The following is a 14,516-nucleotide window of genomic DNA, read 5'->3' as shown; positions in this document are numbered from 1 at the left end:
ATCTGGTGCAAGCACTCAACAACCGTACAATCGAAGAAGTCCGACTGAGTGGTGGTCATTGAGGATCGATTGGCAGGAACGTATTCAGGCGAGTTCAGTGAAACTGACTATGAAGGTCTAATTCGGGACGGGGATGGTGTCAATCATCTGTTGAATAATGATGCGGGCGCGGTTTCGCTGGCCTTCGCGAATCACACCGCTACAGATGACGCGATGAGCGAAGACCGGGCTCGCGAGGCGTTTGACATCATCGGGAATGGCGAAGTCTCGACCTTCCACGAGTGCCAGGCTTTGAACAGCCCGGTACATCGTCAATGCCCCTCGAGTACTGACACCCAGCGAAAGCTCACGACTTTCACGTGTTGCGTCGACGAGATCAAGAATGTAATCGGAGATCGAATCATCGACTCGGACTTCACGGACCTGTTTCTGCAGTTTCGAAAGCTGTTCCGTCGACAACACGGAGTTCAGTGTTTCAACTGGTTCGCCGGAACGATGGCTTGTGAAAACTCGACGTTCGGCATCGCGCGATGGATATCCGATTTCCGTACATAACAGGAATCGGTCCAACTGGTTTTCCGGGAGAGGATATGTTCCTTCGAACTCGAACGGATTCTGCGTCGCAAGCACAAAGAATGGCTTGCTGAGCGGATAGGTCTTGCCATCGACGGAGACCTGATGCTCCATCATCGCTTCCAGTAAGGCGCTTTGAGTTCGCGGAGTGGTTCGATTGATTTCATCTGCGAGGAGAACATTCGTGAAGATTGGCCCTGCGCGAAATTCGAACTCCCCTTTATTGGGAAGAAAAATGCTCGATCCCAGAATGTCGCTGGGAAGCATGTCCGGCGTACATTGCAGACGCGAGAATTGACAGTTAAAGCTGTGAGCGACTGCTTTCGCGAGGGACGTTTTTCCAACCCCCGGAGCATCTTCGATGAGCACATGCCCTTCAGCCAGCAAGGCGACAACTGCCAGTCGAATGACTTCTTCTTTTCCTAATAAAACTCGCCCGATATTCTCCTCGAGAGACTGGATCAATGCGGCAGAATCGCTTGTCACTAAACACTCCACATCAAGTTTCGGAGAGGATCGGATAAGAGAATAATCAAGAATTGGACCGCATTATAGGAGAAGAACGAAATGGTTCACCTGAGCGGCGACGATTGGACCAGAATTCATCAATAATTACGAATCTTTCGAAATCAATTCCGGCGAATTCTCTTGAATCTTGAGGCTGATCGGAACCCACTTTTGTGATTTGATCACTACAATTCTCGTTATGAATGTGCCCGAAATCCCCTTCAATCGAATTGCGATCGTGGGTGTCGGACTGATTGGTGGATCGATCGCTCTGGCATCTCGAGAGAGAAATCTGTGTCGATCAATTGTCGGCGTCGGCAGAAATCCCGATCGCCTGAACGAAGCCATCGCTCGAAATGTGATTGATTCCGCAGTCTCGTCCATCGATTCGCTGGAAGACGTCGATCTCGTCATTGTGTGCACGCCAGTCGATCGAATCGTCGACCATGTCGCGTCGATCTTGAAGGCAACTCCTTCAGAGACGCTGATCACAGATGCTGGGAGTGTTAAGTCTGGAATTTGTGAGCAGGTGCTCGAACTCGACGGTGGCAGAGAGCGATTCGTCGGGTCACATCCGCTGGCTGGGTCCCATCAATCTGGATTCGAACACGCAACGGCTGACTTGTTCGTCAACCGAAAATGTGTTGTGACTCCCATGCAGGAGACCACTCCGGAACTGACGGAAACCATGATGCAGTTCTGGAAGAATCTTGGAATGCTGGTCCACACAGCCACTCCAAAAGAACATGACCGAATTCTGGCGATGGTCAGCCACCTGCCTCATTTGGTCGCTTCTGCACTTGCAGGCATTGTGCCAGATTCGGCACTTGCGTTTGGCTCGACCGGATTTCGTGATACCACTCGCGTCGCTGCTGGCGATGCCGACTTGTGGACCGCCATCTTCAACGACAACTCCGATCAGATTTGTGCCGCGACGTCTGATATGATCGAGAGACTGTCGGAGTTTCGCACTGCCCTTAAGAATGACGACAGGGAAGCGATTCAGAATCTCCTCGAGTCCGGGCGGGTCAGTCGAAACGAGTTTGAACGACTGCAAGAGGCTTCTCTTAGAGAAACACAGTAGAAGTTGAAGAAGGTGTCATGATGAGTGTTCTTCGTAAGATTGGAGCCACCGATATCGAAGTGACTCCGGTCGCGATGGGGTGTTGGCCAATTACCGGAATTACGAGTGTCGATGTCACCCGTGATGCCAGCCTGCAAACTTTGCAGGCTGCGTTTGATTCCGGAATCAACTTCTTCGACACTGCTTACAGCTACGGGTACGAAGGCGAAAGCGAACGGATGATCGCCGAGGTCTTGGGCGCTCATCGAGATGAAATCGTCATCGCGAGCAAGTGCGGACTTTCCTGGAACTCAAAACGGGAGAAAGTTCATGATGCGCGGCCGGAAGTCATTCGTCGGCACTGCGACGAGAGTCTCCAGCGGTTGAACACCGACCGCATCGATCTGTACTACTTGCATGCACCAGATCCCGAAACGCCCGTTGAGGACTCTGCAGAAGTCTTCAAGGAGTTGCTCGATTCAGGCAAGATCCGGGCTGTCGGTGTTTCTAACTTTCACACCGTCGAATTGTTCGAGCGGTTTCGAAGCGTTTGCCCGATCGCGACGGCACAGCCTCACTACAATATGCTGCAACGTGAAATCGAAGATTCCATTCTCCCGTGGTGTGTGACGAATCAGGTTTCCGTGATTCCGTACTGGCCGCTCATGAAAGGTTTCCTCGCGGGAAAACTTTCGCGAGATCACAGCTGGGACCCGAAAGACGGTCGCCAGAAATACGAAGTTTTTCAGGGCCGTGAATGGGATAAGACACACGACTTTCTCGATGAACTTCGTCCGCTCGCGGAGACTGCTGGCATCTCGCTCGCCCAACTAACGATTGCGTGGACGATTCAGCGTCCCGGAATCACTTCTGCTTTGTGCGGCGCGAAACGTCCTGAGCAGATTCAGGAAACCGCGCAGGCAATGGAGATTCAGCTCCCAGCTGCAACCATCAAAGCGATTGATGAGGCGATCGTCCGTCGCGGACCAGTTATCTCCCGTCCGGCGGTGACATAACATGGGGGCGACGAGGAAGCTTCTCCCCCACTGCGCGGATGCCTTGAGTCGTCTTCTTCAAGTCGGCCAATCGCTTCAGAACATTACGTTCCGTGTTGTCCACTGAATCTTCCGGATTGCTCGCGTCGAGTCGCGTGGACTCCTCATACCATTCCACGAACGCGTTCAGTTCATCCTGAAGTCGATTCAAAGCGTCGTCTTGTCGGAATTGCACGGTTTGAACCGGTTCTCCCAAACGTAGCTTTTTCAAGGTCTCTTCAACCCGCTGCAGCGGGGCAGAAATCGTTTCAGCCGATCGCGAGATTGCTCGCAGCAGAAGCGGTGTCGTGACCGCAGCTGTTAGCACGAGTGGATAGGCCTGAGTCGCGAAGTGAAGATAGAATTCCCAGAGATCAAGAGTTGGTGCAGATTGTTGTAAGTAATTGACAAAAAATAAGATGTGCCACAGTGCAATGTGGTAAGCCGCCCACGCAAATGCGCAATTCGCCAGGAAGTTGGCGGGAAGAACTAGGCGAGACTCCGTGCTCTGTTCGGCCTGCTGTTGGGTTTCCAAAACCATCACAACCTCTATATCTGTAAATCTCCGAATCAACCCGCAACCCTATCTCGGCCACGCTTGCAATCACCCTTCAAAGCGGAAATTATGGGGAAATCACTAAGCGGGACAGAACGGTATTGAGGATTATGCTGGACGTGCATGTCAACAATTCAAGCACGTCGACCGGTTGACGTTCGCGGTGACTGTCAGGCACGATATGGGTCGCTGCCACGAAAACAGGTTCCCAATCGGGACTGCCGACTTCTTCCTTGTAGCCTCGAAATCCATGGCAATTCAGTTTCACTGTCCATATTGCACCGCAACCGTGCGGGTGAGAGATGACGCTGCTGGCAAAGTCGGACAATGTCCGAAGTGTGGTTCACGTGTGAGGGTTCCTGCTCCTCAAGCGAACCCACCTGCTTCACCGGAAGCGGTCGATCCCAGTCTTGCCGACACGGACGAGTTTGAAGTCTACGATCCCGATTCTGCGCCGCTGCCGGAATCTCAGAAAAAGTCATCTCGCAGCGCTGGTGCACCTGAACCAACCGACCCTTTGTTGAAAACAACTACGGAATTCAACCTGTCAGAACCAAGCTCCGCTTCACCGCCGGAAAATGCCACTGATTCGTTTCAGTTCGGTTCCTCGGAACCAAGTTCCATGCGTTCCTCGCTGCCTCGTCGACGTCGCAAACGTCGCCTTGGTATGCTCCTGCCGCCTCTGTTCTTCGGCGGCCTGCTCGTCTTGCTGGGAGTGTTTTATTCACTCCAGACACAACCAGTTTTCACCGGAACGATTTCGGGAGAGCGGTTACCGGCGGATCACATTCTTCGAATGGAATTGAAAGCGGACGACTTCAGCATTCCTCAACAACGCTTCAACACTGTCCTCGAACAGCTTCGCGAAACACCCACGACGGTGCGCAGTAATCTTGTGGTTTTGGACCTCGTTGCGGATGGAGACAAGCTGCGAATGACGTTGAGTCCGGGGCGTCAGGCGGAGTTTGTCAAAGCTCGCCTGCTCAGCCTCGCTGACATAGACACGTTTTATCAGGATCAGTTTCGAGAACTGGAACAGCAACGGTTTCAGGAGTTGAAGGCCAGCATCAATCGCATGTTTGAGGAGTGGTCCGATCCGCAAGCGAGTTCGCAGAATGCGTTGCTCCCTGAGTATCGGCAAGCTGTCGTCTACAATACTTTTGTGAGCGGACTGGGACGGATCTGTCACGCAGTCCAGGAACAAACCGCCTATCCTTGCGTCTACGAAAGTCAGTCTGGCGACTTCTATTTTCTGGTTCCGATCGGTACGGAGTCATTTACGATTCGGGAACGCAAAACTGCTGGCGACAATACGATCCTCCCATCTGAGTTTGCCGTCGAAGTGAACGTCGCTCCGCAAATCGCTGAGGATTTGACGATTGAAGTCGAGACTCATGAGACCGAGCCTGAAGACTCTTCGGATATGGAATCGGACGCGGAGAGTGAGCCGTCCGATGATTCGCCTTCCGACCCAGAGTCGGCGGATGATCCTGATTCGGATTCGAACTCAACAGGGCAGTGATTACTGAATCGTCAGGGTTGGGAAGTCATCGCATTAAATGACTTCGAAGTGGGGAAGATCTTCCCTAAACTCCTCACTAACTTACCCTGAAGCTCTTTCTGAATCATTGAAGGTTTCGGTGAACCATTCGGTTACCAGAGCTTGGGTTTATTGCGAACAGGAATCGCTGTGCGGATTGCGATCTTAGGTCACACTGGAAGTTGGTATGTGGAACAACTGCTTCAAGCTGGCGAACGACGGGGCCACGATTGCGAAGCGGTCGACTTTGAACGGCTGGCGTCGTTCGTCAAAGACTCTACGACCGAAGTCACAAGCGATGGAGTAAAACTCTCCGGTATTGATTGCGTTATCGTTCGAACAATGCCTCCGGGATCATTGGAACAGGTGGTTTATCGGATGGATGTCCTACTGCAGTTGCAGGAAGCGGGAGTTCGGATCGTTAACCATCCACGCGGGATCGAATGTGCGGTCGACAAGTTTCTTTCAACTTCTCGATTAAGCGCGTGTGGAATTCCAATCCCGCGCACGATCGTGACTGAAACGACCGATCAGGCGATGGAAGCGTTCTCCGTTCTCGGACAGGATGTGGTCGTCAAGCCCCTGTTCGGTGCGGAAGGGCGCGGGATTATTCGACTTTCCGATCCGGATCTCGCCTTCCGATCGTTTCGCGCGATCGAACGTCTCAATAGCGTGATTTATCAGCAGGAATTCATTCTTCATGAGGGCTTTGATGTTCGAATTCTTGTGTTGAATGGCAAGGTTCTGGGGGCGATTCGCAGAAGCCATCCGACCGACTTTCGAACGAATGTGGCTCGTCAGGGAAAAGCCAGTTTGCATCGTCTCACACCGGAAGAAGAAGCTATCGCCGTCGCTGCTGCCGGGGCTGTGCACACGTGCTTTGCAGGTGTTGATGTGCTATACGACCTTTCCGGGCGCTGTTATGTGATTGAAGTCAATGCTGTGCCGGGCTGGAAAGCGTTTCAATCCACAACGAAGATCGATGTCGCCCAGGCACTGTTTGAATATCTTGAGGAATAAAAATGTCACCCGCTCCGAACGATGTCATCGAAGCCCTGCTCAACGATGCCCCTGACCTTCTCCGCTGGTCCGGAGCTGTGGCACGCAAGCTCCGTTCATTCAACATTGCTCTCGAAGGAAAGTCCTCCGGGAATGCGAACACGGATGCGCTGACACTTGCAGATTTGACCGTTCAGGAACTGGTTGTCGCTGGTCTTCGTGACCGTTCGCCCATCCTGCGTGAATGTCGCATTGAAGCTGAGGAAGAGAACGGAGATCTGGGAGCATTTCGTGAGGATGGAGAACTGACCATCGCTCTCGATCCGATTGACGGAACGAAACAGTTTCGTGATCGAACTGGCAATGGCTATTCCGTCATGCTTCATCTTCGCACACGGGATGATGTGTTGTTCTCGCTGGTCTATTGTCCCGAAGATGGACCGACCGGTTCTTGGACCATGGCCTACGGAGACACATTGAAATGCGGTCCCGACGACTTGAGCGTGTCTGCTCAAAAATGTCTTGAGGCGATGCCCAACATTCAGTCGAGCAACCGACCGGATTCTCGCAAAATCTATCTGATTGGATTCCAGAAGAACGATGCAGCGAATGCCGAAAAAGTGACAGCTGCCGGACTCGAGGGATTTCCGCCCGACGAAACACCGGGAAGCATCTATCCTTTGCTGGCCACGGGCGAGTTCGGTGGGTCGCTGATTCATTCTCCGAATATCTACGACTATCCTGTGTCGATGCAGATCGCTCGACTTCTGGGAGGCGACAGCGTCTGGGTACACAATGGTGAACCTGTTCACTTCGAAGAGACGTGGATGGACGACCGGGCGTCGATGTTACGACTGCCGGGAATTGTGGCCACTGCCGATTCACCCGAGAAGCTTAAGATTCTCGTGGATCTGGCGCGAGACTGGAATCCGGTTCGTTACGTCGACTAAAGCAAGTTGCCCTTTCCTGTGCACTCGCTTGCTTTGTTGCACAAGATAAAAGCTGTGCTTGCTTGAGCGAGATTGTCCACACCAAACCAAAAAATGCTCTATGACTCTGGCGAGTGATTCAGTGTGGACTACAGCGAAGTCATCTCAATCATTTTCCCTTTGAAGCTGAGGGAAGCGGTTGAAGCCGCTTCATGATCCAGAGGATGACAGGTCGCGCCGTGAAACGAACTGAGAATGCGAGCAGGTTGTTCATGAAGCCAGGGACAACGAGTCGTCGCTTCTTCCGCACGCCGCGATAACCCGCATCGACGACGGGATCGACGGGCATTTTCAGCATTTGGAAAATGGTCGCATTTTCCATGTCTGAGTCAGATCCGAAGCCGGTGATCGTCGGTCCCGGACAAAGGCACGTGACAGAAACTTTCGTGCCCCATAACTCGGCGGTCAATGCTTCCGAGAATGACAAGACGTAAGCCTTCGTCGCGTAGTAAACAGCACAGTTCGGCCCTGGTTGGAAAGAGGCAGTTGATCCGAGATTGAGAATCGACCCACTGTTGCGTTCAATCATCCGTGGGAGAATCAAGCGAGTCAGCTCGGTCAAAGTCACAATGTTGAGCATGCACATGTCGACGTGACGATCGACCGGGATCTCTTCGAACTTTCCGTATTGTCCGAATCCAGCATTGTTGACGAGAACGTCCACATCGGGATGTGTTTCGACAACTTTTTGATGCAATTCCGAAGCAGCCCCGGGAGTGGAGAGATCCATCGAAATGATGCGAGTTTTGGTCCCGTGATCTTTGTGGAGACGATCGGCGAGTTCCTGAAGTTTCTCTTCGCGACGTGCGACAAGAATGAGTTCCGCACCGTCAGCAGCAAATCGCTCAGCGATCTCCCAGCCAATGCCTGATGACGCTCCCGTAATCAACACAACTTCGTTCGCCATGCCGTCCTCATCTCTCGATCTTGTTGATCCTTGCGATTTCATGCCAAAGCAGCCGGGATCAAATTCTTGACGATGTCATCTTATCACTCATCGTCGTCAAATTCGTGATCGATGTCATCCGACATGGCAGCGTGAGGGTGCGAGTGCTCGTAAGTTTCTCGCATTCTTCGCGTGCTGACGTGTGTATAGATCTGCGTAGTCGTCAGGCTTTTGTGCCCCAACAGCTCCTGAACACTTCTGAGATCTGCTCCTCCGTCAAGTAGATGTGTGGCGAAGCTGTGACGAAGTGTGTGCGGCGAAGTGATCCTGTCGAGACCGGTGATCTTCAGATATTTGTCGATCATGCGACCTATGCTGCGCGTGGTCAGTCGCCTTCCGAAACGATTGAGGAACAGTGCCTCTGTCTCTTCGGGAAGCCCGTTGGGATCGGGTTCGCGAACGCTCATCCAGCGTTCAAGTGCTCGAACTGCATACGATCCGACCGGCGCGATTCGTTCTTTCTTGCCTTTACCGAAGACTCGCAAGATGTTGGCACCGCGGTCCCAGCTGTCGACATCGAGGCCAACCAGTTCCGCGACACGAAGTCCGGCTGAATAGAGTGTTTCGAGAATCGCCCGGTCTCTCAAACCCATGGGATCGTTAGTGGGCGGAGCTTCAAGCAGACTGGCGACTTGTTCGCTGGTCAAAAAGTGCGGCAACTTGCGTCCCGTACGAGGAGTTCGAAGTGCTTTCGCGGGATTCGATGTCGTGATCCCTTCTCGCATTGTGTAGCGAAAGTAACTTCTCAAAGCAGCGAGTCGGCGGGCGATTGTTGTTCGAGCGTACTGGCATTCGTGGAGATATGAAACATATCCACGAAGCACCGGAATTGAGATTTCTTCCGGATGAGGGATCGTGCCGACTCGATCCTGCAGATAATCGTAGAAGCTCGCGAAGTCATCTCGATAAGACTTGAGTGTCAGTTCCGACGCATTGCGCTCGATGTGCAGATAGCGGAGAAAGTCATCAACACTTTTTTGCAACGTCACAGCTCCAGATCGAGTCGAAAGAACTCCGCCGAGTGATTGTCAGCTCGTTGAAAAGAGCTTGGAACTCCTGTTGGCGAATCAGCGAAGACTCTTTCTGAAAATTCTTCAAGCGCTCCGTCGAAATGATGTGGTCGACTTCTTGGCTTCGGCCTGAAGCTGACGAACTCGCTGGCTCAGCACGGCAGCGTCGTACCAGGTGAAATTGAGTTCGGGATCTGCCGCGTAATGTCCGAAAGTCTGAAGCAATTGAGGGGCGCTTTCTGCATCAAAGAGGAAAACGAAACGTTCTCCATCTTTGACCATTGCGACAACATTGACACTCCTCGACATGATGCGACACCTCATTTCGCCGACAAACTTCACTGATGTCGTTATCGACGAGTCAGCGGGAAACGGTGAGGAGATGCGGACGCGGATTCCGAAGAAGTTTCTGGAGCCGGTTGCTGTCTTCTGTAATCGACAAGATCCATTGTCTCACCGAGAATTGCCCAGCTTCCCTTCCGACGTTCTGCGCAAATACATTGGAGCTCGTAAATTCTGAAGAAACTGCCGTGAGAAGTGACTTGCAATTGAGCGGGAAAAATCAGAACAATTCTCGGTGAAAAGCCGAATCACGGTGTTTTTCTGAGTCTGTCTTGTGTTTCGTTCATCCCTTTCAAAGCTCTCCATTCCAACATGACAAGTCAATTTGTGGTTCCCAAGGGCTTTCGAACGAACGGGGTTGCTTGCGGGATCAAAGCATCCGGAAAGCTGGATGTCTCGGTGTTTGCCTCGGACAGCCCGGCGGTCGGAGCGGGTGTGTTCACTCAGAATCAGGTTGTCGGAGCGCCTGTTCTGGTCAGTCGTGAGCGAACGCCCAGCGACGCGATTTCAGCGATTGTCATTAACTCTGGCAACGCCAACGCTTGCACCGGCGAGCGAGGATTGACCGACGCCCAGATGATGACGTCGATCGTCGCTGAGCAACTGTCGACCGAAAGTGAAAACGTACTCGTCTGCTCGACAGGAGTGATTGGCCACTTCCTGCCCATGGAAAAAGTCAGCCAGGGAATTCGGGGTGCGTGTCAGGGACTCGGCAGTCAACCTGAGCAGTTGACTCTCGCTGCGAAAGGGATCATGACGACGGACACCGTCGAGAAAATTGCTTCGCAGACAATCAATATTGATGGCCAAGAGGTACGGATCACCGGAGTTGCCAAAGGGGCAGCGATGATCGCTCCGAACATGGCGACGATGCTCGCGGTCGTTATGACTGACTATTCACTTCCGAAAGAGTTGGCCGGCGGACTGCTAAGAACCGTTGTCGATCAGTCATTCAATTGCATTTCCGTGGAGGGACACACCAGCACCAGCGACAGTGTGTTGATGCTCGCAAACGGAGCATCGGGCGTGCAGTCCCCGGCACAGGGACCGCATCCGGAATTCATCGAAGGACTGATCAAAGTTTGCCAGGAGTTGTCGCAACTGATCATTCGCGATGCAGAAGGCGCTCAACACTTCGTGAAGGTGTCCGTCTCCGGGTTACCGGAAGTGGCGCAGGCACGTCGCATTGCCAAAGCTGTTTGCGAAAGTCCACTCGTGAAGACAGCGATTACCGGGAACGATCCGAACTGGGGCCGAATCGTTTCCGCAGCAGGATATGCTGGCGTTCCTTTTCTCGAACGAGACTTGTCGCTGGAGATCAACGACGTCGTGGTTTATGACCTCGGACGTCCATTGGACTTCGACGAAGTCTCGCTGTCACAACTGATGGCTCAGGGAGAAGTCGACATTCAGCTCAAATTTCGGCTGGGAAATGAGTCGGTCACCTATTGGACTTGCGATCTCACTTCAGAGTACATCCGTCTGAACGCGGACTACACGACGTAAATTTCCGGAGCCGAACTTTCAATCGAAGGGTTGTCAGTCGTCGGCCGGTCGTTGACAATAGAGAGATGAGTCTGACATCGGACACGAAACGGACATCACAATGGCGAGGATTTTGGTTGTTGATGACAGTCTGGTCGACTTGCGATTGGCAAGCCGATTGCTGGAAAAGATTCCGGACTGGGAAGTCACAACTGCGCGCAACGGTCGTGAGGGTTTGGAACAGGTCGAACTTGAAATTCCAGACTTAATCGTCACCGACCTGAAGATGCCGGAGATGAACGGGCTGGAACTGGTCGAAGCCATCCGCAACGAATATCCGCTCGTGCCTGTGGTGCTCATGACTGCCGGCGGAAGTGAAACGATCGCCGTGACTGCCCTCGAAAAAGGAGCGGCCAGCTATGTTCCCAAGACAGAACTCGGAAGCGAGCTGATCGACACTGTCGAGAGAATTCTTGCTTCCTCAAACAAGCGGCGAAAACGTCGCCGGCTTCTGAACTATCTGTCATCAGTCAGCTACGTACTCGACAACGATCTCGATCTGATTTCCGCACTCGTGGCAGAGATTCGAGAGACTGTCCAGGAAAGATGGATCTTCGACGAAAACGAAAGTCTTCGGTTTGCCTCAGCGGTCGATGAAGCCTTGACGAACGCTTACTTCCATGGAAATTTGGAAGTCAGTTCTGATCTGCGAGAAGAGGATCCCAACGCCTATCACGATCTGGCGAACACGCGTCGCAAGGTGGAACCGTTTCGGTCGCGGCAGATTCATGTCGAACTGAACATGAGCAAGGAAGAAGTCTCGATCACCATTGTCGATCAGGGATCAGGATTTGATCCTGAAGCTTTGCCGGACCCGACTTCTCCCGGGTATCTCGAACGTCCAAGCGGGCGAGGCGTTTTGCTGATGCGAGCGTTCACCGATTCGATTGAATTCAATCCCACCGGCAACGCTGTGACTCTTCGCAAAAAAGTGAATCGCCAACTGAATGGCGATTACATTATCGACGACACTCTTGAGACCAGCGAGTAAGCTTCTCTAACTGACTCGCACGAGCAAAATCAGCATTCGAATGAGTGAGACCGCGCAAGCGAGTGCACTGGAAAGACAACTTGCTCTAGAACCGGAAACCGACGCGGCCGATAAATTGTCCGTCGATGTCGAAGTCTCGTCCGGGAGAGGTGTATTTGACTTCACGATTGAAGGCATAACCACCTTCAGCGAATGTCGTCACCCAACCTGCTTCCCAGCGGAATCCACCGACCAGACGGTAGTCGCTGAATTGGACTTTTGCATCCGAGGTATTGCCAGCGATCGTCAGCTCGGTTTGATACGACTCGACGTGGTATTCCCCTTCGACGTACATCCAAGTTGGAACCCCGTTCGGAGTTCCGAGAAACACGCTGGCTCGCGTGGTCGGGAACAACAATCGGAATTCCCAGAGATCGTTGGGAGTCCAAACTGCACCCGCGTAAGGAATGACGATGTCATCGACTCGATCCCAATAGGCAGCTCCGATCACCCATTGCCATTGAGGGCTGACGGGCACGTAAGCGACGACTCGGCCATCGAACTGAAAGCTGTCTGAATTGAGAGATGTGTCCAGATCAGTAGCGATGGCAGGCGTGAATCCGAACTCGAAAGTACATCCGCGGGGACCGGTCCGCTGCAGAGCCAGATCGAGTCCGAAACGGAAGAACGATCCCGGAAGGTCTCGTGTTGGGTCATCGGCGGTTGGACCCTGAATGCTTCGCCAGTTGAACTGAGGTCCGAACGTCCAGACATCGCCGGGCATCCCCGGTGTCAAATATTCTTCTTCAACGTCGATCGCCCAGATTTCGACGTCGCCCACGTTCGGGCTACTGGTTCCGCTGCTGGGCAACCATGTTCCGTCAATGCGCGAGTTCCAGCCAAACTGCTGTGGCTGAGGACCGAACACACCGTATCCATTTGACGGAGCGATCGGGGCAATCATCCCGCCTGCCCACGGATCTTGAGTGATCGGCGTCGGGTAGCTTGGTGCTCCGGGACTGGAATACGGCTGCGCAATCCCGCCTTGAATCGCGGCATTCGGGTCGCCAAATGTTTCTGGCGGATAGAACGTCGTAGTTCCTGGAGGCGGAACGGTTAATGGTCCAGTGGCATACATGGGCCCTGATGTCGTGACATCCTGGCCGCGAACGATGTAGTCCGCAGGAGCATTTAATGCTTGATCGAACGGGTTCGCAGCGAAGGATGGGACCGCTGTCGTCAAGCTGGTCGCCAGGACGAGAAGAACGGAACTGTTCACAGGGACATCCTTGTCGAAGAGTGGTGAGGGAGAGGAAGCTTGGGGTGAGAAAGGGCTCACTCAGAAATGTGAATGAGGGTCGGAAATTTCCAGAAAAACAGACAAGTCGTCAAGATCGCCTCAAGTTCTCAGCAGGCGAGTCCGCGATGAAAGCGCGTTCCTTTTTCGCTTTGTCCAATTCGCAAATCTCGTAAGTTGTTGGCGCATCGAAGTCTCGTGCGATTCGGCAGTCCCTGTTGCGATGGAATTGTCAGTTCTACAATTCAAAATCGTTTTTCAGAGTTTGCTCAAGTTTCGTTGAGGAAGCGATTCATCATCGATCGCATTGCCTCACAGAGAAGATGTGAGAATGTTCCAAACGGGATGGATGAGAGAACTGACGCGGGCTCTTCTCGATTTCGCCTACCCGCGGATCTGTCTGATTTGCGGGAGTGCACTTCACGAATCGGAGAAGTTTGAAGTGTGTGACGTTTGCCACCGGGAGGTCAGCGGTGCGAAGTTCCCACGATGCCAGATTTGCTCAGGCACCGTCGGACCGTACCTGAATACCGTCAACGGCTGTGCAGATTGCAGCAAGTCCTCGTTCGCATTTCAGTCGGTGCAGAGTCTCGGGCCGTATGAGGAACCGCTGCGAGGGGCAATTCTCAGAACGAAGACCGGTTCCGATTCTGCTCTCACGTCAGCGTTGACTGATCTGCTCTGGAGTCAGGAAAAAGAGCGTTTAAGCTCGCTGGGCGTCGATTTAATCGTTCCGGTCCCGCATCACTGGATCGATCGGATTGTGTCTCCGCGTCCACCTGTCGAGTTGATTGCCGAACGGTTGGGGGGCTTCTTGATGGTGCCGGTGGAGCATCATATACTTCGCAAGCATCGGCGAACTCCCAAGCAGCGGACGATGGAAACTGTCACCCAGCGACGACAAAACCTTCGGGCTGCCTTCACCGTGCCCAAACAGGCAATATTGGATGGGGCGCACATTCTGCTTGTTGATGATGTATTGACGACCGGGACAACCTGTCAGCGGGTGTCGTCAGAACTCAAGAAAGCTGGCGCCAGTCGAGTTGACGTTGTTGTCATCGCCCGCCATGTCAGCCAGCAGTCCCAAAAATCGGATCGTGTGACTTTGGAATCCTCCGAAGAAGCGATCACAGGTTGAGTGTTTA

General features: G+C 53.0%; 14 protein-coding genes. 8 read left to right on the top strand and 6 right to left on the bottom strand.

The features are described from left to right. Window positions 1-117 precede the first annotated feature (117 nt). Window positions 118-1,059 carry a MoxR family ATPase gene (locus AB1L42_RS13635; RefSeq protein ID WP_367056323.1) on the bottom strand — a complete coding sequence of 314 codons (942 nt, stop codon included), beginning with the start codon at window positions 1,057-1,059 and terminating at the stop codon, window positions 118-120. Between the two features lie 220 nt (window positions 1,060-1,279). Between AB1L42_RS13635 and AB1L42_RS13630 the strand changes: the two genes are divergently transcribed. Then, window positions 1,280-2,164 carry a prephenate dehydrogenase gene (locus AB1L42_RS13630; protein WP_367056320.1) on the top strand — a complete coding sequence of 295 codons (885 nt, stop codon included), beginning with the start codon at window positions 1,280-1,282 and terminating at the stop codon, window positions 2,162-2,164. A gap of 17 nt (window positions 2,165-2,181) precedes the next feature. Then, window positions 2,182-3,159, top strand: a complete 978-nt coding sequence (locus tag AB1L42_RS13625) for an aldo/keto reductase (RefSeq protein ID WP_367056317.1) — start codon at window positions 2,182-2,184, stop codon at window positions 3,157-3,159. Here AB1L42_RS13625 and AB1L42_RS13620 read toward each other — a convergent pair. Next, a complete protein-coding gene (locus AB1L42_RS13620) occupies window positions 3,134-3,718 on the bottom strand; it encodes a hypothetical protein (RefSeq protein WP_367056314.1) in 585 nt (194 codons plus the stop codon). The two genes, AB1L42_RS13625 and AB1L42_RS13620, sit on opposite strands and share 26 nt — an antisense overlap. A 265-nt stretch (window positions 3,719-3,983) precedes the next feature. Between AB1L42_RS13620 and AB1L42_RS13615 the strand changes: the two genes are divergently transcribed. The 3 genes from AB1L42_RS13615 (at window position 3,984) to AB1L42_RS13605 (ending at window position 7,222) form a co-directional block, all read left to right on the top strand. Further along, window positions 3,984-5,255 (top strand): hypothetical protein, encoded by a 1,272-nt coding sequence (locus tag AB1L42_RS13615; RefSeq protein WP_367056311.1) that lies wholly within the window; start codon window positions 3,984-3,986, stop codon window positions 5,253-5,255. Between the two features lie 168 nt (window positions 5,256-5,423). Beyond that, entirely contained in the window at window positions 5,424-6,293 is an 870-nt protein-coding gene (locus tag AB1L42_RS13610; RefSeq protein WP_367056308.1) for a RimK family alpha-L-glutamate ligase, read from the top strand. A gap of 2 nt (window positions 6,294-6,295) precedes the next feature. Beyond that, window positions 6,296-7,222 carry an inositol monophosphatase family protein gene (locus AB1L42_RS13605; RefSeq protein WP_367056305.1) on the top strand — a complete coding sequence of 309 codons (927 nt, stop codon included), beginning with the start codon at window positions 6,296-6,298 and terminating at the stop codon, window positions 7,220-7,222. A 148-nt stretch (window positions 7,223-7,370) separates the two neighbouring features. On the opposite strand, the gene AB1L42_RS13600 is transcribed toward AB1L42_RS13605, so the two are convergent. The 3 genes from AB1L42_RS13600 to AB1L42_RS13590 form a co-directional block, all read right to left on the bottom strand. Beyond that, window positions 7,371-8,168 (bottom strand): SDR family oxidoreductase, encoded by a 798-nt coding sequence (locus tag AB1L42_RS13600; RefSeq protein ID WP_367056302.1) that lies wholly within the window; start codon window positions 8,166-8,168, stop codon window positions 7,371-7,373. Window positions 8,169-8,251: 83 nt separating this feature from the next. Beyond that, window positions 8,252-9,190 (bottom strand): tyrosine recombinase XerC, encoded by a 939-nt coding sequence (xerC, locus tag AB1L42_RS13595; protein WP_367056299.1) that lies wholly within the window; start codon window positions 9,188-9,190, stop codon window positions 8,252-8,254. 111 nt (window positions 9,191-9,301) lie between these two features. Continuing rightward, on the bottom strand, window positions 9,302-9,526 hold the full coding sequence (locus AB1L42_RS13590) for a hypothetical protein (protein WP_367056296.1): 225 nt from the start codon (window positions 9,524-9,526) through the stop codon (window positions 9,302-9,304). Between the two features lie 345 nt (window positions 9,527-9,871). On the opposite strand from AB1L42_RS13590, the gene argJ reads away from it, so the two are divergent. Further along, complete coding sequence (gene argJ, locus AB1L42_RS13585; RefSeq protein ID WP_367056293.1) at window positions 9,872-11,065, top strand: bifunctional glutamate N-acetyltransferase/amino-acid acetyltransferase ArgJ; 1,194 nt, start codon at window positions 9,872-9,874, stop codon at window positions 11,063-11,065. A 100-nt stretch (window positions 11,066-11,165) separates the two neighbouring features. Next, the gene (locus AB1L42_RS13580) at window positions 11,166-12,095 is read left to right on the top strand and encodes a response regulator (RefSeq protein WP_367056290.1); all 930 of its coding nucleotides are present in this window, start codon (window positions 11,166-11,168) and stop codon (window positions 12,093-12,095) included. An 85-nt stretch (window positions 12,096-12,180) separates the two neighbouring features. Here AB1L42_RS13580 and AB1L42_RS13575 read toward each other — a convergent pair whose 3' ends face one another. Next, entirely contained in the window at window positions 12,181-13,353 is a 1,173-nt protein-coding gene (locus tag AB1L42_RS13575; protein ID WP_367056287.1) for a hypothetical protein, read from the bottom strand. Window positions 13,354-13,702: 349 nt separating this feature from the next. On the opposite strand from AB1L42_RS13575, the gene AB1L42_RS13570 reads away from it, so the two are divergent. After that, window positions 13,703-14,509 (top strand): phosphoribosyltransferase family protein, encoded by an 807-nt coding sequence (locus AB1L42_RS13570; RefSeq protein ID WP_367056284.1) that lies wholly within the window; start codon window positions 13,703-13,705, stop codon window positions 14,507-14,509. The last annotated feature ends 7 nt before the right edge of the window (window positions 14,510-14,516 follow it).

Origin of the sequence: Thalassoglobus sp. JC818 (assembly GCF_040717535.1) — a bacterium.
Lineage (GTDB): Bacteria > Planctomycetota > Planctomycetia > Planctomycetales > Planctomycetaceae > Thalassoglobus.
The sequence above is the reverse complement of the archived record's forward strand: the minus strand, read 5'-3'. Positions and strand labels throughout refer to the sequence as shown.